The sequence below is a fragment of the Xanthomonas sp. GPE 39 genome (assembly GCF_000963005.1).
Lineage (GTDB): Bacteria > Pseudomonadota > Gammaproteobacteria > Xanthomonadales > Xanthomonadaceae > Xanthomonas_A.
Window position 1 is genome coordinate 2,369,323 of record NZ_JZHZ01000007.1, and the last position, 21,037, is coordinate 2,390,359.

10 protein-coding genes are annotated in these 21,037 nt (G+C 63.9%); 9 read left to right on the plus strand and 1 reads right to left on the minus strand.

Annotated elements, in window-relative coordinates:
- The first annotated feature begins 5 nt into the window (after positions 1-5).
- From bioA to XALGPE39_RS09980, 3 genes are all read left to right on the plus strand, one after another.
- A complete protein-coding gene (gene bioA / locus XALGPE39_RS09970; protein WP_045728048.1) occupies positions 6-1,397 on the plus strand; it encodes an adenosylmethionine--8-amino-7-oxononanoate transaminase in 1,392 nt (463 codons plus the stop codon).
- Complete coding sequence (locus tag XALGPE39_RS09975; protein ID WP_045728049.1) at positions 1,388-2,119, plus strand: 16S rRNA (uracil(1498)-N(3))-methyltransferase; 732 nt, start codon at positions 1,388-1,390, stop codon at positions 2,117-2,119. The genes bioA and XALGPE39_RS09975 overlap by 10 nt, the downstream gene beginning before the upstream one ends.
- Positions 2,120-2,551: 432 nt before the next feature.
- Positions 2,552-5,131 carry a TonB-dependent receptor gene (locus tag XALGPE39_RS09980; protein WP_045729122.1) on the plus strand — a complete coding sequence of 860 codons (2,580 nt, stop codon included), beginning with the start codon at positions 2,552-2,554 and terminating at the stop codon, positions 5,129-5,131.
- Between the two features lie 222 nt (positions 5,132-5,353).
- Here XALGPE39_RS09980 and XALGPE39_RS09985 read toward each other — a convergent pair whose 3' ends face one another.
- Positions 5,354-6,376 carry a glucokinase family protein gene (locus XALGPE39_RS09985; protein ID WP_045728050.1) on the minus strand — a complete coding sequence of 341 codons (1,023 nt, stop codon included), beginning with the start codon at positions 6,374-6,376 and terminating at the stop codon, positions 5,354-5,356.
- A gap of 921 nt (positions 6,377-7,297) precedes the next feature.
- Here XALGPE39_RS09985 and XALGPE39_RS09990 point away from each other — a divergent pair.
- The 6 genes from XALGPE39_RS09990 to XALGPE39_RS10015 all read left to right on the plus strand — a co-directional run bounded on the left by XALGPE39_RS09990 (position 7,298) and on the right by XALGPE39_RS10015 (position 20,850).
- On the plus strand, positions 7,298-9,982 hold the full coding sequence (locus XALGPE39_RS09990) for a TonB-dependent receptor (protein ID WP_045728051.1): 2,685 nt from the start codon (positions 7,298-7,300) through the stop codon (positions 9,980-9,982).
- A 103-nt stretch (positions 9,983-10,085) separates the two neighbouring features.
- On the plus strand, positions 10,086-11,786 hold the full coding sequence (locus tag XALGPE39_RS09995) for an alpha-L-fucosidase (protein WP_045728052.1): 1,701 nt from the start codon (positions 10,086-10,088) through the stop codon (positions 11,784-11,786).
- Positions 11,783-12,838 (plus strand): glycosyl hydrolase family 18 protein, encoded by a 1,056-nt coding sequence (locus XALGPE39_RS10000; RefSeq protein ID WP_045728053.1) that lies wholly within the window; start codon positions 11,783-11,785, stop codon positions 12,836-12,838. Before XALGPE39_RS09995 ends, XALGPE39_RS10000 begins: the two co-directional genes overlap by 4 nt.
- A 53-nt stretch (positions 12,839-12,891) precedes the next feature.
- Positions 12,892-15,387, plus strand: a complete 2,496-nt coding sequence (locus tag XALGPE39_RS10005; protein ID WP_045728054.1) for a family 20 glycosylhydrolase — start codon at positions 12,892-12,894, stop codon at positions 15,385-15,387.
- A 16-nt stretch (positions 15,388-15,403) separates the two neighbouring features.
- Complete coding sequence (locus XALGPE39_RS10010; RefSeq protein WP_045728055.1) at positions 15,404-18,106, plus strand: glycoside hydrolase family 2 protein; 2,703 nt, start codon at positions 15,404-15,406, stop codon at positions 18,104-18,106.
- Positions 18,107-18,138: 32 nt separating this feature from the next.
- Positions 18,139-20,850, plus strand: a complete 2,712-nt coding sequence (locus XALGPE39_RS10015) for a glycoside hydrolase family 3 C-terminal domain-containing protein (RefSeq protein ID WP_082061879.1) — start codon at positions 18,139-18,141, stop codon at positions 20,848-20,850.
- Positions 20,851-21,037 lie beyond the last annotated feature (187 nt).

Below are 21,037 nucleotides of genomic sequence, written 5' to 3' on the forward strand. Positions count from 1 at the left end.
GCGAGATGCTAACAGACCTGACCGCAGCACAGACGGCCGACGCGTGGCGCAAACGCGACCTGGCGGTCCTCTGGCACCCATGCACGCAAATGCGCGAGCACCCGGACACACTGCCACTGCTGCCCATCGCACGCGGCGAAGGCGCCTGGCTGATCGACCACAGCGGCCGCCATTACCTGGACGCGGTGAGCAGTTGGTGGACCAACCTGTTCGGCCATAGCGAACCACGGATCGCCGCCGCGATTGCCGCCCAGGCCACACAGTTGGAACAAGTGATGCTGGCCGGTTTCAGCCATGAACCGGCGGTGCTACTGGCCGAGCAATTGCTGGCCCTGGCCCCGCGTCAGGATGGCCGCGCACCGCTGGCCAAGGTGTTCTACGCCGACAATGGCTCGGCCGGCGTGGAAGTCGCGCTGAAGATGGCGTTTCACTATTTCCAGAACCGCGGCGAACACAAGCGCACCCGCTTCGTCGCCCTGGAGAACGGCTACCACGGCGAGACCATCGGCGCCCTGGCGGTCGGCGACATCCCGCTGTACCGGCGGGTGTACGCGCCGCTGCTCGTCGAAGCGCTGTTCGCACCCTCGCCCGATGCCTACCTCGCCGCGCCAGGACAGACCGCGCACGAACGCGCCGATGTCGCCGCCGATGCACTGGCCGCTCTATTCGAGCGCCATCCAGGCGAAATCTGCGCGGTGATTCTGGAACCGCGACTGCAATGCGCCGGCGGCATGCGCATGCACGATCCGGCCTACCTGCGCCGCGCGCGTGCGCTATGCGACGCGCATGGCGCGTTCCTGATCGCCGATGAAATCGCCACCGGCTTCGGTCGCACCGGCACCTTGTTCGCCTGCGAACAGGCCGGCGTGATGCCGGATCTGCTGTGCCTGTCCAAGGGCCTGACCGGCGGCTTCCTGCCCTTGTCGGCGGTCCTGGCGACCCAGCATCTGTACGACGCCTTTCTCGACGACAGCCGCGAACGCGCCTTCCTGCATTCGCACAGCTACACCGGCAATCCACTGGCCTGCGCGGCAGGGCTGGCGTCGCTGCGGATCCTGCACGAGGACGATGTGATCGCGCGCAATCGCAGCACCGCCGACACCATGCGCGCCTTGTCAGCGCCGTTCGCCGAGCACCCGCATGTGGCCGATGTGCGCCAGGCCGGGATGGTGGTCGCGTTCGAACTCACCCGCAACGGCGACAAGCACAGCACATTCCCCGCATCCGCGCGCGTGGGCCTGCACGCCTACCGCGCCGCGTTGCGACGTGGCGTGGTGCTGCGTCCGCTAGGCGACGTGCTGTACTGGATGCCGCCGTATTGTGTGGACGCGACGCAACTGGCGCTGCTGGCCGAAACCACGCTGGCGGCGATCGACGAGGCCGTGGCATGCGCCTGACCCGCTGCCATGTGGATCTGCCACTGCACATCGGGGCCGACGTGGCCCTGCCGGAAGAAGTCGCCGGACATCTGCTGCGTGTGCTGCGGTTACGCGAAGGCGACCGCTGCGTGCTGTTCAACGGCGACGGCCGCGACTACGAGGCCGAACTACTGCCGACCGGCAAGCGCGGCGCCAGCGCACGCATCGGCGCGGCGCGCCCGCTCGACAACGAATCGCCACTAGCGATCACCCTGCTGCAAGGCGTGGCACGTGGCGAGAAGATGGACCTGATCCTGCAAAAGGCGACCGAACTCGGCGTGGCCGCAATCGTGCCCATCTGGGCCGAGCGCACCGAAGTGAAGTTGGATGCGACGCGAACGGACAAACGTGTCGCGCACTGGCGCAGCGTGGTGATCTCGGCCTGCGAACAATCCGGCCGCGCTAGCGTGCCATCAGTTAGCGCACCGCTAGCGCTGGCCGATGCCGCGCGCAACGCTGCGGACAGTCCATGTCGTCTCATCCTCGACCCGCAAGGCGAACAGCGTCTGCGCACGGTCGATCTCAGCGGTAACGCAGCCACCATCGCGATTGGCCCGGAAGGCGGCTGGTCGCCACGCGATCGCGCCACGTTGCAAGCCGCCGGCTTCCTCGGTCTGCGCCTGGGTCCGCGCATCCTGCGCACCGAAACCGCCGGCCTTGCGGCCATCGCCGCCTTGCAAGCGCATGGCGGCGATTTGTGAGTCAACGCATGCAATCTTGTAGACATTGCTGATCTGGCGCACGGCCGACACACCACGCACGCCTGAGAAAAACCCTGGATTTTCCGGCGAAATCGCCGATTTTTCATTTCGCTCAACGGCTCGGCGCATGCGTTGACAACAAACAACAGGCGCGACACAGTCACTGCCATCTGAACCAACACGCGGGATACATCTGGTTCACGCGAGTGGAACAGGCCAAGGAATCGAACGCAACAACGGCGCCTCGCAGCACGCCGAGGTCAGTGCTGGTGTACCTCAGCATGTAGCGGCTGCACACGCGCTTGGCCGCTGACCGCATCGCGACCGCCACCTTCGGCCATCCCCCTTGCACATGACGCCGCCCGCGCGCTGGATTCGTCCGCCGCCCCGGCGCAGCTCATGCGTCCAATGCACTCTTGGGAGAACGCCGCTTTGAACCATTTCCAACCCGCGCCCCTGGCCATTGCCCTGGCTACCCTGCTCGCCGTCCCCACTGCACTCGCCCAGGATGCTTCTGCGCCAACGACCAACAGCGGCAACGCCACCGCCGCGCCAGCGACCAAGGAACTGGATGCAATCAAGGTAACCGGCTATCGCGCCAGCCTGCAAAAATCGCTCAACATCAAGCGCAACGCCGATGCGATCGTGGATGCGATCTCGGCCGAGGACGTCGGCAAATTCCCTGCGGCCAACGTCGCCGAATCGTTATCGCATTTACCCGGCGTCAGCGTCGACCGTCAATTCGGCGAAGGCGAGAAAGTCTCGATCCTCGGCACCGATCCGGCGTTGAATCGCATCCTGCTCAACGGCCAGAGCATCGCCTCCACCAGTTGGGGCGGCGACCCGAACAACCCGGACAGCCGTTCGTTCAATTACTCGCTACTGGCGCCGGAAGTCATCGGCAACGCCGAGGTGTACAAGAGCCCGCAGGCCAGCATCGACGAGGGCAGCCTCGGCGGCACCGTGATCGTGCACACGCGTAAACCGCTGGAACTGCAGCGGAACCTGCTGACCGGCAATATCAGTTACGGCTACAACGATCGCTCCGAAAAGGGCAAACCGAACGCTTCGTTGCTGTACAACTGGAAGAGCGCCGACGACACATTCGGCGTACTCGGTTCGGTGATGCATTCCGAGCGCATGCTGCGCCGCGATGGCGTTGAAATCTTCGGCTACAGCAACATTCAAGGCGCCGGCTTTCCCGATGCGGTCGCCAACGGCAAGCACGGGGTGTATCCGAGCGCGATCAACAGCGCATTGTTCACGCAGACGCGCAAGCGCGATGGCGTCACCGGCGCCTTGCAATGGAAGCCCAGCGACGCGTTCGAACTGAGCTACACCGGCTTGTATGTGGATGAGGTGTTCAACAACATCAACCAAAGCCGCTTCGCCAATGTCGTTCCGTCCAGCGCCACCGCCCTGAACGTGGTCGATGGCGTGGCCACCTCGGGCGCCTACGGCAACAACACCGACACGATCCTGGACTCGTATGTGCGCAATACCTCGGTCAAGACCAGCAGCAACACCTTGCGCGGCGACTGGCACGGCGAGGGCTGGAATCTATCGAGCCAAGCCGGCGCGACGCGCTCGACCGGCGGCGCGGACCACATCTACGGACTGACCTTGCGCAGCAAAGGCGGCTACGACTATGCCATCGACCACCGCCACGTCAGCGTCGACTATGCGGTGCCGCCCTCGGACCTGCAGGCGATGTCGGTGATCGGCGGCACGGTCAACCGTTATCCGAACCTGGACAAGGAACGCTACGCCCAGTTGGACTTCGACCACGACGTGGATTGGGGACCGATCACCAAACTACGTACCGGGGTGAAAGCGACGCGGCACCGCACCGCGCAGACCTCCTACTACGACAGTTTCCCCGCCGACCCTGCGACCACACTGAGCGCTCTGTACGGCGGCACCACGCCAAGCGACTACCTGGATGGGCTATCGGTCAGCAACGACATGCGCCACTGGCCGCGGCAGAGTCCGAGCGCACTGGTCGGGTATCTCAACGGGCTGCCCGGCAGCGACACCTTTATTCCCAGCTATGCCAGCACGTTCGATGTGATCGAGCGTAACCGCGCCGCCTATCTGCAAGCCGATTTCGCCGGTTACAACTACCGCGGCAACATCGGCGTGCGCTACGTCAACACCCGCGACGCGATCGGCGGCTACCAGTACGCGGGCAAGGCCTATGCACCGGTGCATTACGCCAAATCCTATGGCGAGTGGCTGCCCGCCGCGAACTTCGCCTACGATCTTTCCGATGCGCTGATTCTGCGCCTGGCCGCAGCCAAGGTGATCGCACGGCCGCGCTACGCCGATCTCACCCCGTACATCAATGCCGACGACAACAAACTCACCGCCAGCAGCGGCAATCCCACACTGGATCCATACCGCTCCACCAACTACGACGCATCCCTGGAATGGTATTTTGCGCCCAACAGCGTCCTGGCCGGAGAACTGTTCTATCGCAACATCTCCAACTACATCCTGCAGACGCTGGTACAGCAACCGCTGCACAACAACACCTATGATCGCCAGGACATCTACGAGGTCACGCTGCCGCAGAACTCCGGCGCAGCCAAGGTCAAGGGCGTGTCGCTGAGCTACCAGCAGGAACTGGGCGGCGGCTTCGGCGTAGCGGCCAATTACACCTATTCCAAAGCCGATACGCAGAGCAACTACAACCTGCCCTACAACTCCAAGAACAGCTACAACCTCAGCCCGTATTTCGAAAAAGGCCCGTGGGACGCGCGCGTGACCCTGGGCTGGCGCTCGGCCTACTTCACCCAGATCGGACGACTGGGCGCAAACCAGATGACCGACGCCTTCACCCAACTCGATGCCTCGCTGGGATACGCCTTCACCGACAAGATCAAGCTGCAGTTGGAGGCGAGCAATCTGCTCAACGAGACTTACTACAGCTACGCTGGCCAGACCAGCGAGCCGTACTATCTGTACAAGAACGGGCGCAGCTATCTGCTCAGCCTGCACGTCACCCTGTAGCCATGGGCCGCCATGGCGGCTCTACGCGGATTTGTCATGGCGCGCGGGATGCACCGCGCGCCACATCCCGCTCATGATCGACCTACGCCAGGAAAACGCATGCGCGGTGATGACCTCATCGGCCACTCGCATCAACCGCGCCTTGCGCATCACGCACTGAGAGGGGCACAGGGAACGACCAGGGTTGCGAGCGCAGGCCTACGCCTGCGCCTGCGCAGACTGTCAGCCTTGTTGTTGCAAGAACCAATTGGCCGCACCGATGACACCGAGCCGACCATGTTCGACCAACTTCACTGGGATCTGTTCCAGCGCAGGACGCATCGCGCCCTTGTTCAAGTAACGCTCGACGAACGGGCTGGCAGCAAGGAAATCGGCGATCTGCGGTAGGAAGCCACCGGCCAGATAGATGCCACTATGGATTCCATAAAGCAGCGCCATGTCGCCGACCACGCTACCGAGCAGACCGCAGAACGCCGACAAGGCTTCGTGCGCCAACGCATCGTCACCGGCCAAGGCAGCAGCAGTAATCGCGCTCGGTTCGGTGTGGACCGGCGTGGCCTGACGCAATTCGCACAAGGCGCCATACAGATTGATCAAACCCGGACCAGACAGAAAGTGTTCCACATGCACGTAGCCGCGCGTGCGCAGCAGGCGCTGCACCAGCTCCAACTCCAACGCACTGCCCGCAGGTAGCGCCGCATGCCCGGCCTCGGTCGCCAGCACCACCGCACCGCAAGCGGTCGGAATCCACACCGCAGCACCGAGCCCGGTGCCCGGTCCGATCACCAGTGCCGGGCCGCGTTGCGCGCGACGCGGCCCAGTGAGGTGCAGCACTTCGCTGGCATCCATCGAAGCGGCCGCATACGCCACCGCCTCGAAGTCATTGACCAAATGCAGCGCCTGCATGCCCAGGCGCTCGCGAATCTCCGGCGGCGACAGCGTCCACGGCAAATTGGTGGTGATGATCCGCCCATCTTCCAGCGCATAGCCCGCACTGGCGATCACGCCATGGGTGGGCGTCGGGCCGGACAAGCCTGACAGGAATTCGGCAATGATCTCGGCCAACCCCGGATAGTCCGCACAGCGGTATTTGCGATAGTCCAGCAATTCCACCGCCGCTGCCGCACCGCTGCTCGTGGCGCGCGCAACCAGCCCGATCCGCACATGGGTTCCGCCGACATCGGCAGCAATAAAAGGTTCGGCGCGCGGCGCAGCCGCTGCCATTTGTGGATTGATTGAGGGCACGTCTTCTCCCGTTGCGCCAGAGCAGGCGCCTGCCGATTCGGCCAAAGTGATCAATTGAGTGTCCGATCACACTGACAACGTTGTCAAGGTGGAATTTGCGCAACGCAATTCATCGAAGTGTCACCTCGTTTTCGCAGGCGCATTTTAAAGGACATCGGGCATCGCGACATGGTTTGCGGCGGATCTCTTCGTACCGTCCGTGGCAGTGGATCCTCAAGATCGCAACGTGTCGCAAAATTTCGCCGCAATGCACAAATTTTTGCCGCGCATAACACCCATGTTGCGTCACCAGCGTCATGGCGGCGCCGTGCGCCGGCACTCCCGATCAACGCGGCTCGATGCAAATTTTCTTTTTGTAGACAAAGACCTAGATGCGCATCAAGGCACCACTGCGAAGCGCCCACAACAGGCGTCGATGGCACCCCAGACATCCCGATAAAACCGCTCTGGTGCAATATGTTGACAACGCTGTCAGCGCTACGACAGACTCGACTCACACAAGTTTTACAACTTAAAGACATGCCACATTCAGGGAACCTATCAACAGCGACTCACTGCCGCTCCTCCCGTGCCTTGTGGCAGTGCGCACGCTAACGCGGCGCTCGGCCCCCCAACCAACTCCACACGATTTTTGTCCGTCGTCGAACACGGGCGTTTGAGCGTGCGGGTCAAGCGGAGCCAGGGGGCCAACACTACATTTTTGCTGGACTTGGTCGTTATAGCTGCAGCAACACAGGAAGGACAGGCGTTCTCGATGCCGCCGTCCGTCTACTTCGCGTCAGCAACCGGACGACGCGCATCGAGATTGCGATACACGCAGCGTTTGTAAGAGCACTGCGCATAGACAAGGCCGGGCAGCGGTCAGCCACCGAAACATCGGCGGCAGCTTACTGCCCATGTACCCACCCAGAGGTTTAGCCAATGAATAGCCGCACCACCACTTTAGCCCTGAGCATCATGGCCGCGCTGTACCTGTCCGGTAACGCCGCTGCGCAAGAAGCTCCCGCTGCCGGCAATGCAGATTCCAAGGGCGTCCAGCAACTGGACGCGATCACCGTCACCGGTTACCGCGCCTCGCTGGAGAAGAGCCAGTCGGTGAAGCGCTCGGCCAACTCCATCGTCGATGCGATCAGCGCAGAAGACATCGGTAAATTCCCGGATACCAACGCCGCCGAGTCACTGGCGCACCTGCCGGGCATCAGCGTGGACCGCCAGTTCGGCGAGGGCGAAAAGGTCAGCATCAACGGCACCGATCCGGCGTTGAACCGCGTGCTGCTCAACGGCCAGACCATCGCGTCCGGCGACTGGGGCGGCAACCCCACCGACACCAGCGGCCGTACCTTCAACTACACCCTGCTGTCGCCGGAAATCATCGGCTTGATGGAGGTCTACAAGACTCCGGAAGCGCGCATCGACGAAGGCTCGATCGGCGGCACCGTGATCGTGAACACCCGCAAGCCGCTGGACCTGCCGAAGAACACCATCCGTGGCTCGATCGGCTATGGCTACAACGATCGTTCGAAGGATGGCAATCCGCGCGGCTCGGCACTGTGGAGCTGGAAAAACGACGACGAGACCTTCGGCGCGTTGATCTCCGCGACCCACGACAAGCAGGACTTGGCCCGCGCCGGTATCGAATACTTCGGTTACACCACCGGCGCCAAGATTCCTCCCACCGCCACGATCACCGGCGACGGCAGCAACGTGGCCACTGCACGCGTGCCGGCGGGCATCAACAGCGACTTTTTCCAGCAGACGCGCGAACGCAATGGCCTGCAGGGAGCGCTGCAGTGGAAGCCGGACGAGAATAACGAAATCAACCTCACCGGCATCTACATCAGGGGCAAGTACAACAACTACAGCCAGGCGCGCTACATCTGCCCGGCTTGCAACAACGATATGCAAAAGGTCACCCAGGCCAATGTACAAAATGGCGTGGTCACCTCGGCCACGGTGTCGGACAACACCAAAGGCGGCGTCAATGATCAACCCTATGCGGAATTGGATGCCAACTACCGTGAGAGCACCGTCACCACCAAGAGCCTGAATCTGCGCCACGATTGGTCCGGTGAAAAGTGGGTGTTCACTTCGCAAATCGGCGATACAGAGGCGACTGGCGGCAAGAACCCCGAATACCTGATGAAGTTCCTGATGCAGAACGGCGGCTACAACTACGCCTTCGACGGTTCGCATACCGCAGTGAACTACGACAACGCCGGCGCCTCCAACTGGACCCTACCGGGCAACCCGGCCGGGCTGGCACCTGGTGCGCAGACCATTCCAGGCACCACGCTCAGCCCCATGCAGGCGGGTGGTATCTACTACCAGAAGAGCAAGGACCAGGAAAAATACTTCCAGTGGGATGCGGCACGCGACCTGCAATGGGGTCCGTTCACCAAGCTGCAGTTCGGCTACAAGTACATCAACCACGACAACGGCGTGAACGCACGCGGCAACCGCATCAACACCACCGACCCGGTGTCGCTGACGCAGTTCAACCCTGGCACCACGCCAAGCGGCCTGTACGACGGTCTGGGGGCCAGCGGCGACCTGACCAATTGGTCGACCGCCAACCTGGGCGCGGTGCGTAACTATCTGCTCGCGCAACCGCAGGGACCGTACAACACCGACTACGGCTCTTCGTTCGACGTGAAAGAAATCACCCAGGACGCCTACACCCAACTCAACTTCGAGTCGGGCAAGTGGCGCGGCAATGTCGGCGTGCGCCTGCTCGACACGAAAGACAAGTCCGAGTATTGGCAGAGCGCCGATGGCGGCACCACTTACTCGCGCACAGCGGAAACGCACGAGTACCACAAGGCACTGCCGAGCTTCAACCTGGCCTACGATATTGCCGATGACGCCGTGCTGCGCTTCTCGGCAGCCAAGGTCATGGCGCGTCCGCGCTATGCGGACCTTGCTGGGTCATTCACCGTCAACAGTGGCAACGGCAACTTGACGGCCAGCGGCGGCAATCCGAACCTCAAGCCCTACGAATCCACGAACTACGACTTGGCCGCAGAGTGGTATTTCGCTCCGTCCAGCATGCTGTCGGGCGAAGTGTTCTATCGCGATATCAGTTCCTACATTGTCAACGTCACCACGCCGCAGCAGTTGAATCCGGCACCGCCGGCAGTAGCAGGCCTGTATCAAGTCACCACGCCCACCAACGCCTCCGACGCCAAGGTCAAGGGCGCATCGCTCAACTATCAGCAGGCGCTGTGGCTTGGTTTCGGCATCCAGGCGAACTATACCTATGCCAAATCCAGTGCTAGTACCGGCCTGAACCTGCCTTACCTGTCGCGCGACACCTACAACCTGATCCCGTATTGGGAAAACGGCCCGTGGATGGTGCGTCTGAACTACAGCTACCGTTCCAAGTACTTCACCCAAATCGGACGCCTAGGCTCGGAAGACTTCGCAGACCACTACAAGCAACTGGACTTGACCGCTTCGTATCAGATCAACGATTGGGTGAGCGTTACTTTCGGCGCGACCAACCTGCTGGATTCCACCTATCGGTTGTTCAGCGGAAGCAGAGAAACCCCGACCGCCTTCTACAAGAACGGCCGTGGCTATCAGGCGCAGCTGAACTTCAAGTTCTGATGTAATAATCCCGGCGCGCCACCGTTCCTCCACGGTGGCGCGCTTTTCTTTGTCCGGCGTATTCTTGCGCCGACATCGTCTTCTACATAAGGAGTGCAGTTCCATGACGTCCGAGACCCGCCTGCGCGCGGACCGATCCCGCCACGCCAGAACTGCACGCCAGAGCCTGGCCAGTGCGCTGGCCCTGATACTTGCACTGGCCGCTATACCCGCCAGCGCCGCGGATGCGCCGTCGCCGACCGCGCCGACCGCCACCACCCTCAGTCCAGAACAGATCGACCAGCAGTGGCTGCACGCCACCGCCAAATACGCGCCCGAACGCGCTCGATTGGTGCGCGAGGCCGCAAGCGGCGCGCGGCACGGCACGTTCCGGCCCGACTGGACCTCACTGAAGCGTTACCGTTCGCCCTCTTGGTACGACGACGCCAAATTCGGCATTTTCATCCACTGGGGCGTGTTCTCGGTGCCGGCCTTCGGCAGCGAGTGGTACTCGCGCAACATGTACCTGCAGGACACCAAGGAATATGCCCACCACCGGGAAACATACGGCCCGCAATCGCGCTTCGGCTACAAGGACCTGATCCCGCTGTTCACCGCGTCCAAGTTCGATCCGCAGGCCTGGGCCACGCTGTTCCGCGATTCCGGAGCACGCTATGTGGTGCCGGTGGCCGAACACCACGACGGCTTTGCGATGTACGACTCGCAACTGTCGGACTGGACCGCGACAAAGATGGGCCCCAAGCGCGACGTGATCGGTGAGCTGTCCAAGGCGATCCGCGCCCAAGGCATGCATTTCGGTTTGTCCTCGCACCGCGCCGAGCACGACTGGTTCTTCGACGGCGGCCGCCATTTCGATTCGGACATCAACGATCCGCGCTATGCCGGCCTATACGGCCCGGCACAGGTACGCCTGGCGAGCAAGGACGACGCCGACGTACAAAACGACTGGACCCCGGTCGCGCAAGCCTGGCTGGACGACTGGTTGGCGCGCACCACCGAACTGATCGACCGTTACGATCCGGACCTGATCTATTTCGACTGGTGGATCGCGCACCCGACCTTCCGCGCTACGCTGCCGACGATGCTGGCGTACTACTACAACCACGGCGCCGCCAAAGGCGGCGTGGTGGTGAACTACAAAATCGGCGCCTTCCCCGAGGGCGCCGGCACGCTGGACATCGAACGCGGCCAACTCACCGGCATCCACCCGACCCACTGGCAGACCGACACCTCGGTCAGCAACGCCTCGTGGGGCTATATCGAACACGACACCTACAAGACCCCCACCTTCATCGTGCACATGCTGGTGGACGTGGTCAGCAAAAACGGCAACCTGATGCTCAACATCGGCCCGCGCGCCGATGGCTCGATCCCGGACAGCGAGCGCGACATCCTGCTGTCGATCGGCAGTTGGCTCAAGACCAATGGCGAGGCCATCTACGGCAGCCGGCCCTGGCGCACCTACGGCGAAGGCCCGACCGAAGTGGTCGGCGGCACCTTCCAGGACACCAAGACCAAGCCTTACACAGCCAAGGATTTCCGCTTCACCACCGGCCATGGCGCGTTGTATGCGATCGAACTCGGCTGGCCGGCCGACGGCAAGGCGGTGATCCACGCGCTGACCCCGGCCGACCACGTGCGCGGCGTCACCTTACTGGCCAGTGGCAAGCCCGTGCCATTCGAGCAACGTGCCGACGGCCTGCATCTGCGTCTGCCGGCCAAGCCGGTGGGCGAACACGCCTACGTGTTCCGCATCGACCTACCCTCTTCCTCTTCCACCCCGCCAACGGATACCTCCCGATGATGAAACGCTTCGCAGGGCTGCTGTTCGCCCTGGCCCTGGTCTGCTCCCCCGCCATGGCCAAGAATCCGACCGCGTTGTTCTATTTGATGAGCACGCAGAAATCGACCAACGCGTTCCTGGCCCACATCGACAAAATCGACGTGGTCGTGCCCACCTGGTACGGCGTGGATCAGAACGGACTGGTCAACGGCACACCCAACCTGTACCTGTACGACATCGCCAAACAGCACAAACTGCGGGTGATGCCGATCCTGTCGATGACTGCCGGCCGCGACGGCTTCCACAAGCTGCTGCACGACGAGGATGCGAAAAAACGCATGATCGCCGCGCTGCTGGTGCAAGGGAAAAAACACGGTTATTACGGCTTCCAGTTCGATTTCGAAAGCATCGCGTGGACCGACCGCGACGCTTACTCGCTGATGGTCAAGCAGACCGCCGAGGCACTGCATAAGGCCGGCTTCAAGATGTCAGTGGCGGTGGTGCCGAACGCACCCGGCTACGCCGAGGGCGGACGCTTCGCCAAGTGGATGTGGGAATACTGGCGCGGCGCTTACGATCTGAAAGCACTGAGCGCATCGGCGGACCTGATCAGCCTGATGACCTACGACCAGCACACCCGCTGGACCACGCCCGGCCCGGTGGACGGCATGCCGTGGATCAAGAAGAACCTGGAATACGCACTGACCCAGGTACCGAAGGACAAGCTGTCGCTGGGCATTGCCACCTACGGCTATCGCTGGTACACCGGCGACCCGGTCAAGGCCGACGGCACCGAGACGTCCAACATCACCGCAGATTACATCGACGCGGACGAATCCTTCCCGCTGGCGATCGAGCAGAACGCCACCGTGCAATGGGATCCAGTGGAGCAGGAATCGTGGTTCTACTTCTACCGCGACGACATGCGCGAATGGGTGTTTCGCCCGGATGCACGCAGCTTCCGCGCGCGCTACGACCTGACCAAGCAGTATGGCCTGGAAGGCTTTAGTTGCTGGGTGCTGGGCGCCGAAGACCCCAAGGTCTGGGACGAGTTACCGAGCGCATCACGCTGATCCACGACGGGCGATCCACTACGATATGCGTTTGGATCGTATGAGATAGACCGATGACCGTTGTGGGCAACCTCTCCCGTTTGCCGCACCGCCCGATGCTCGCCTACGCGCGCATCGCGGCGGCCTCCCGCACCGTCTGGCTGAGCCTGTCCGTGCTCGCGCTCGGCACCCTGCTCGGCGGCTGCGACCATCCCCCAGCGCCTGCTCCACAGGCAGCGCCCAAACCGGTGGCGACTCCGGCCCCTGCGCCGAAAGCGCAGGACAACCGAAACGATGACGCACCGTTGCCGCTGATCCCGGCACCGGCGCAAGCCAAACGCGACCGTGGCAGCCTGACCTTCGGCAACGACAGCGTGTTGTCGGTGGCCATCGACGACACAGCGGCCAAGCACGTGGCCGACCAACTGGCCACACTGCTGCGCAAAACGCGCGGTCTGAACATGCAGGTGCGTGAGGAGACCATCCCGGCCAACGGCAGCATCCGCCTGCAACTGAACCCCAACACGGCGGTCGCGCAAGCCGAGGGTTACACGCTGGATGTGGACGCACACACCATGCTGATCCAGGCGCGCGACGAGTCCGGCCTGTTCTACGGCGCGATCAGCGCCTGGCAACTGCTCACCCCGGATGCCGACAAGGGCAAGGTGGAAGTGCCGCAAGTGCATATCCGCGACTGGCCACGTTTCGGCTGGCGCGGTCTGCTGCTGGATGTGGCGCGGCATTTCCATGGCCCGGACACGGTCAAGCACGTCATCGACGCGATGGCTCAGCACAAGCTCAACGTGCTGCATCTGCACTTGACTGACGACCAGGGCTGGCGCATCGAGATCAAGCGCTATCCCAAGCTCACCACCGTCGGCGCATGGCGCACACCGCCCGGCGCCGGCACCCATGACCTGCCCAACCGCTATGGCGGTTTCTACACCCAGGACCAGATCCGCGATCTGGTCGCCTATGCCGCCGACCGGCACATCACCATCGTGCCCGAACTGGACATGCCAGGACATGCGCAGGCGGCGGTGGCGGCCTATCCGGAACTGGTCGGGGTCACCCGGCAGCGGCCCAAGGTGTCGGTGGACTGGGGCGTCAATCCCTATCTGTTTAACACCAACGCCAAGAGCATGACCTTTATCCAGAACGTCCTGGACGAAGTGCTGCCACTCTTCCCCTCGACCTACATCCACATCGGCGGCGACGAAGCGGTCAAGGACCAGTGGGAACACTCGCCAGCGGTGCGTGCGCAAATGCGCAAGCTCGGCGTCAAGGATGCCCATGCGATGCAGGGCTGGTTCAACGCGCAACTGGCCGATTATCTGACCAAACACAACCGACGCCTGATCGGCTGGGACGAAATCCTCGAAGGCGGCCTGCCGGCGAGCGCCTCAGTGATGTCCTGGCGCGGTGTGGAAGGCGCGGTCGCCGCAGCCAAGCAAGGCCACGACGTCGTCCTGGCACCCGCCGGCTGGATGTACATGGACAACCTGCAAAGCACACGCAACGACGAACCCAATGGCCGCCTATCGGTGTTGCCACTGGAGAAGGTCTACAGCTTCGATCCGGTGCCGGCCGCCCTCAGCGCCGACGAGGGCAAGCACGTGCTCGGCACCCAGGCGGCCCTGTGGACCGAGTACATCCCCTCGGCATGGCACGTGGACCATGCGCTGTTCCCACGGTTGAGCGCGGCGGCCGAAGCCGCATGGTCGCCGATGGCCGCACGCAACTGGAACAGTTTCCTGCAACGCCTGCCAGCACAACTGGACCGCTATCGCACTCAGGGCATCGACGCCAGCGATGGTGCTTTCGCGCCGGATATCGCGGTGCAAGGTGGCGACAATGCCGCGCTCGACAGCGGCAAGGCCACTATCGTGCTGAGCAACCAGGCCAAGTTCGGCAACTTCCGCTACACCACCGACGGCAGCGAACCCAAGGCCGACGCCGCGCACTACACCGCGCCGTTCACCGTGCCCCTGCCGACCACGGTGCGCGTCGCCACCTTCGCCGACGACGGTCGCTTATTGGCCGCAGCGCGCAGCCGCATCCTCGACCGCCCCAACCTGCTCAGCCGCGACACCCAGGGCTTAGTCTCCTGCGCCGACGGCGAGCTGGGCCTGCGCGTGCCATTGCTGCCCGACCTGCCCGGCAAAGACACGCCTGTGTTCAACATCGATCTGTTCAGCAGTTGCTGGCGCTATGCCGACGCGCACCTGGACGGCATCGCCCGCATCCGCATCGACGCGGCGCGGCTGGCGCGCAATTATGGGTTGGCGCACGACCAGGCCAAGGTCAAGCGCTATCCGGCTACGAGCGCGCATGGCGAGTTCGAAGTGCATCTGGGCGATTGCAAGGGCAAGCTCCTGGCACGGCTGCCACTACCGGCCGGCAAGACCCTCGGCGAACAATTCTCGCTGGAAGCGCGGCTACCGGCGCAGACCGGCGTCCACGACCTGTGCCTGCGTTCCACCGCGCCCATCGCGGGCCCGTACTACGCCATCGGCGCAGTGCATCTGATCGACAGCGCCGCGCAGGCGCCAGCCGCCGCCGCGCGCTGATCCCCGGAGAACCCGCATGACCCTGCTGCCGCATCGCTGCTTCCGTTCCGTGCCGTGCACACGCCTTCCCGCCCGGTTCGGGCTATTGCTGGCGCTGGCGTTACCCGCACTGAGCCAGGCAACGCCGCCATCGTCGTTGTCGTTGCAGCAGGGCTGGCACGTCCGGCTCGCGCCGGGCGATGCCTCGGCCAACGCCCACCCGAACGCCACACAATGGCTGCCGGCGAAGGTGCCAGGCACGGTGCAGACCGACCTGATCGCCGCTGGTGTGGTCCCAGACCCGTTCTATCGCGACAACGAAGCCAAGATCCAATGGGTCGGACTGAGCGATTGGGAATACAAGACCCGGTTCAAGGCCGACGCCGCGCTGCTGGCACGCACGCATGTGGACCTGGTCTTCGACGGCCTGGACACCTTCGCCGAGGTCTACCTCAACGGTAAGAAACTGCTCTCGGCCGACAACATGTTCCGGCAATGGCGGGTAGATGCCAAACCGCTGCTGCAGCGCGGCGACAACGTGCTGGAAGTGCGACTGTCCTCGCCGATCAAGAAGATCCAGCCATGGCTGTCCAAACAACCCTACGCACTACCCGGCGCCTACGATTCGGCCTTCGGCGACGAGCCAGTGGCGCGGCACAGTTCCACCTACGTGCGCAAAGCGCCTTACAACTTCGGTTGGGACTGGGGTCCGCGCATCGTCACCGCTGGCATCTGGCAGGACGTGCGCGTGGAAGCCTGGGACGCCCTGCGCGTGGAGAGCCTGCGCATCACCCAGCAACGCGTGGACGCCGACGCGGCGCAACTGCTGGCACAGTTGGAAGTGCAAGCCGACCACCGCGATGCGGTGCAACTGGATCTGGACGTGCTCGGCCCCGACGGCCAGACAGTGGCGCAGCTCTCGCAGAAAGCGCTGCTCGATCCGGGTAACAACATCCTCACCGTGCCAGTGCGCATCGCCAACCCGCAGCGCTGGTTCCCGGTCGGTTATGGCCGGCAGGATCTGTACACGTTCAAGACGCATCTGCGCGATGCCAGCGGCGACAGCCTCGACACTCAACGCGTCACCGGCCTGCGCAGCATCGAGCTGCGCCGCGAGCAGGACCAGTGGGGCAAAAGCTTCGCCCTGGTGGTCAATGGCATCCCCGTATTCGCCAAGGGTGCCAACCTGATTCCGTTCGACAGCTTCCCCAGCCGCGTGGATGCCGCGCGCATGCACGGCTTCCTGCAATCGGCGCGCGAGGCCAACATGAACATGCTGCGCATCTGGGGCGGCGGGCACTATCAACCGGACAGCTTCTACGAAGACGCCGACCGCCTGGGCATCATGATCTGGCAGGACTTCATGTTCGGTGGCGCGATCCCGCCCTACGACGTGGCCTTCCGCGAGAACACCCGTGCCGAGGCCGAAGCGCAAGTCAAACGCTTGGGCGACCATCCCAGCATCGTACTGTGGTGCGGCAACAACGAGGTGCAGACCGGCTGGGAGAACTGGGGCGACCGGATCAAGTTCAAGCAATCGATCGACCCGGAAGAACGCGAACGCATCGTGCGTGGCATGACCACCCTGTTCGGCAGCGTGCTGCGCGAGGCGGTGCGTACCTACGACAGCGACACGCCGTACTGGGCCACCTCGCCCGGGACCGATTTCGATGGCGCCGCCGACCAAGCCAACGATGGCGACATGCACTATTGGAAGGTCTGGGGCGGGCCGGCGCTGCCGGTCACCGAGTACCTCAACGTGACTCCGCGTTTCATGTCCGAATACGGCCTGCAATCGTTCCCGGAGATGCGCACCATCCGCGCCTTCGCCGAGCCGGGCGACCTGCAACCGGAATCGCCGGTGATGCGCGCGCATCAGAAGTTCGACAAGGGCAACGGCAACCAGCGCCTGTTGTTGTATATCCGCCGCGCGTTCGGCGAACCCAAGGATTTCGAGAGCTTCGTGTACCTGAGCCAGGTGATGCAGGCCGAGGGCATTGCCCTGGCCGCCGAACACCTGCGCGCGGCACGGCCGCAGGCGATGGGGTCGATGTACTGGCAACTCAACGACGTCTGGCCGGGCGCTTCGTGGTCGAGCCTGGATTATTTCGGTCGCTGGAAAGCACTGCACTACCGCGCGCGGCGCTTCTATGCGCCGGAACTGATCGCGGCACTGCGCGATGACAGCGGCCACACCAGCGTCTCGTTGGTCTCCGACCGCACCACGCCACTGGCCGCACGCTGGCGCATGCGGGTGATGGACTTCTCCGGCAACGTGCTGAGCAAGAGCGAAAAACCGCTGACGCTGGCGCCACTGTCGAGCGTGCGCGTGGGTAGCTTCAGCGATGCGCAATTGCTGCGCCACGCCGATCCGGCGCGCAGCGTGGCGGTGTTCGAACTGCTCGACGGCGAACGTGTGCTCTCGCGCAACTTGGTGTTCTTCGACGCCGCCAAGCGCCTGCAATGGCCACGCGCGGACATCCACACCGAATTGCACGCCGACGGCGATGGCTATGCGCTGACCCTGCGTAGCCCCACCCTGGCCAGCGAAGTGTGGCTGGCGTTCGGCGATCTGGACGTCACCCTCTCCGACAACGCCTTCGACCTGCTGCCAGGCGAACCGCTGACCGTGCATCTGCGCAGCAGCGCCACCCTGGAACAATTACGCGCCGCGCTGCAAGTGCGCGACCTGGCCAGCACACTGGCCGGCGCACCAGCCGAACCCATGGAAAGCAAGTGATCCCGATGCCGAAGACAACCCTCACGCCGACCATGCCACGCGCCGCACGACGCACGCCAGCGCCTGCGCAACGACACGATGTCGGCAGCACCGGATCGCGATTGCCGTCGCTGCTGCGCGAGATCCCGCGCGGACTATGCCTACTTGGCCTGCTGCTCTCACCACTGGCCCAGGCCGACGACGCCGAGGACCACGCCACTGCGCTGGTGGCGAAGATGACCCGCGCAGAAAAAATCGCCCAGGCAATGAACGACGCCCCGGCCATCCCGCGCCTGGGCATCCCCGCCTACGAATGGTGGAGCGAGGGCCTGCACGGCATCGCCCGCAACGGCGAGGCCACGGTTTTCCCGCAGGCCATCGGCCTGGCCGCGACGTGGAACACCGACCTGTTGCATGCCGTCGGCACCGTCACCTCGACCGAAGCACGCGCCAAATTCAACCTCGCTGGCGGCCCTGGCAAAAACCATGCGCGCTATGGCGGACTGACGATCTGGTCGCCCAACATCAACATCTTCCGCGACCCGCGCTGGGGCCGTGGCATGGAAACCTACGGCGAGGATCCCTATCTCACCGGGCGGCTCGCGGTGGGCTTCATCCACGGCCTACAGGGCGACGATCCGACGCATCCACGCACCATCGCCACGCCCAAGCATCTGGCGGTGCACAGCGGACCGGAATCAGGCCGCCACGGTTTCGACGTGGACGTCTCCCCACACGATTTCGAAGCCACCTATTCCCCCGCATTCCGTGCCGCCATCGTCGAGGGTCATGCGGGCTCGGTGATGTGCGCCTACAACGCGCTGCACGGCACCCCGGCCTGTGCCGCCGACTGGCTCATCGACGGCCGCGTGCGCGGCAACTGGGGCTTCAAGGGCTTCGTCGTCTCCGATTGCGACGCCATCGACGACATGACCCAGTTCCACTACTACCGTGCCGACAACGCCGGCTCGGCCGCTGCCGCGCTGAAGGCCGGCCACGATCTGAACTGCGGCTACGCCTACCGCGATCTCGGCCTCGCCATCGACCGTGGCGAAGCCGACGAGGCACTGCTGGACCGCTCGCTGGTGCGGCTGTTCGCAGCGCGTTATCGACTGGGCGAATTGCAAGCACACAACAAGGACCCGTATGCGCGGCTCGGCGCCAAGGACATCGACAGCAGCGCGCACCGCGCACTGGCGTTGCAAGCGGCGCAGCAATCGTTGGTGCTGCTGCAAAATCGCAACGACACCCTGCCGCTGCGGTCAGGGCTGCGTCTGGCGGTGATCGGCCCCAATGCCGATGCACTGGCAGCGCTGGAAGCCAACTATCAAGGCACCTCGGTGGCGCCGATGACCCCGCTGCAAGGCCTGCGTGCACGCTTCGGTGCCACGCAAGTGCACTATGCGCAGGGCGCACCGCTGGCCGCCGGCGTACCGGGCACGATCCCCGAAACCGCGCTGCGCAGCGACGGCAAGCCCGGTTTGCGTGGCGAATATTTCGACAATCTGGATCTGGCCGGTCATCCGCGCGCACAACGCCAGGATCGCGTGATCGGCTTCAACTGGGACCACGTGGCGCCGGCCAAGGGCGTGGACAAGGATCGCTACTCGGTGCGCTGGAGCGGCGAACTGCTACCGCCCGGCCCAGGCGACTACACCCTGGCGGTGCGGGTGGCTCGCTGTTTCGACTGTGCCGGCCACGATCCGGTGCGCTTGTACATCGACGATCAATTGGTCGTCGCCGGCAACGCCGAGGACAAGCACGTGCCGGCCGGCATGCACAACGCCGATGGCCGCAACGTGGAAACCGTGCTGCATTTCGACGACACCCAGCCGCACCGCATCCGTCTGGAACTGGAACACCGCGGCCAAGATCAAGGACTGCGCCTGGAATGGCTGGCACCGCCAGCGGCGCAATTGGCCGAGGTCGAGCACGCGGTGGCGCAGGCCGACGCAGTGGTGGCCTTCGTCGGCCTGTCACCGGATGTGGAAGGCGAGGAACTGCGCATCGACGTGCCCGGCTTCGACGGCGGCGACCGCAACGACCTGTCCCTGCCAGCAGCGCAGCAGGCACTGTTGGAACGGGCCAAGGCCAGCGGCAAACCGTTAATCGTGGTGCTGATGAGCGGCAGCGCGGTGGCGCTGAATTGGGCCAAACAACACGCCGATGCGATCCTCGCGGCATGGTATCCCGGACAATCCGGCGGCACCGCAATCGCACAGGCATTGGCCGGCGACATCAACCCCGGCGGGCGCCTGCCAGTGACCTTCTACCGCTCGACCAAGGACCTGCCGCCCTACGTCAGCTACGACATGAAGGGCCGCACCTACCGCTACTTCAAGGGCGAGGTGTTGTTCCCGTTCGGTTATGGCCTGAGCTATACCCACTTCGCCTACACCGCGCCCCAGTTGTCGAGCACCACGCTGCAAGCCGGCGACACCTTGCGCGTCACCACCACCGTGCGCAACACCGGCGCGCACGCCGGCGACGAGGTCGTGCAGGTGTACCTGCAATATCCGCCGCGTGCACAATCGCCGCTGCGCGCACTGGTCGGTTTTCAGCGCGTGAGCCTGCAGCCGGGCCAAGCACGCACCCTGACCTTCGTCCTGGAGCCGCGCCAACTCAGCGATGTGGATCGCAGCGGCCAGCGCGCGGTCGAGGCAGGCGACTACCGACTATTCGTCGGCGGCGGCCAGCCGGACACCGGCGCGGTCGGCGACGCAACCGCGTTCTCAATCGCAGGCCGCGCCGTCCTACCGAAATGAGCATTGGGCCGCGCACGCGGCCACCGTGCGGTAAGCCTGCAGCGCGCGCCAATACATGCCGCGCTGCAGCTTGAACCCACGCATGTCAGCACGAAGTGCCATCTGAATCATGCGCAAGGCGATGCGCAATGCGAGTTTATTTCATCGCCCGCTTGACAGTCACTCCACGCACAGGTATCGATATCCC

What these genes read in the sequence shown, in the direction of transcription:
- bioA (WP_045728048.1), top strand. Translation starts at nt 6, where the DNA reads ATGCTAACAGACCTGACCGCAGCACAGACGGCCGACGCGTGGCGCAAA.
- XALGPE39_RS09975 (WP_045728049.1), top strand. Translation starts at nt 1,388, where the DNA reads ATGCGCCTGACCCGCTGCCATGTGGATCTGCCACTGCACATCGGGGCC.
- XALGPE39_RS09990 (WP_045728051.1), top strand. Translation starts at nt 7,298, where the DNA reads ATGAATAGCCGCACCACCACTTTAGCCCTGAGCATCATGGCCGCGCTG.
- XALGPE39_RS09995 (WP_045728052.1), top strand. Translation starts at nt 10,086, where the DNA reads ATGACGTCCGAGACCCGCCTGCGCGCGGACCGATCCCGCCACGCCAGA.
- XALGPE39_RS10000 (WP_045728053.1), top strand. Translation starts at nt 11,783, where the DNA reads ATGATGAAACGCTTCGCAGGGCTGCTGTTCGCCCTGGCCCTGGTCTGC.
- XALGPE39_RS10005 (WP_045728054.1), top strand. Translation starts at nt 12,892, where the DNA reads ATGACCGTTGTGGGCAACCTCTCCCGTTTGCCGCACCGCCCGATGCTC.
- XALGPE39_RS10010 (WP_045728055.1), top strand. Translation starts at nt 15,404, where the DNA reads ATGACCCTGCTGCCGCATCGCTGCTTCCGTTCCGTGCCGTGCACACGC.
- XALGPE39_RS10015 (WP_082061879.1), top strand. Translation starts at nt 18,139, where the DNA reads ATGCCACGCGCCGCACGACGCACGCCAGCGCCTGCGCAACGACACGAT.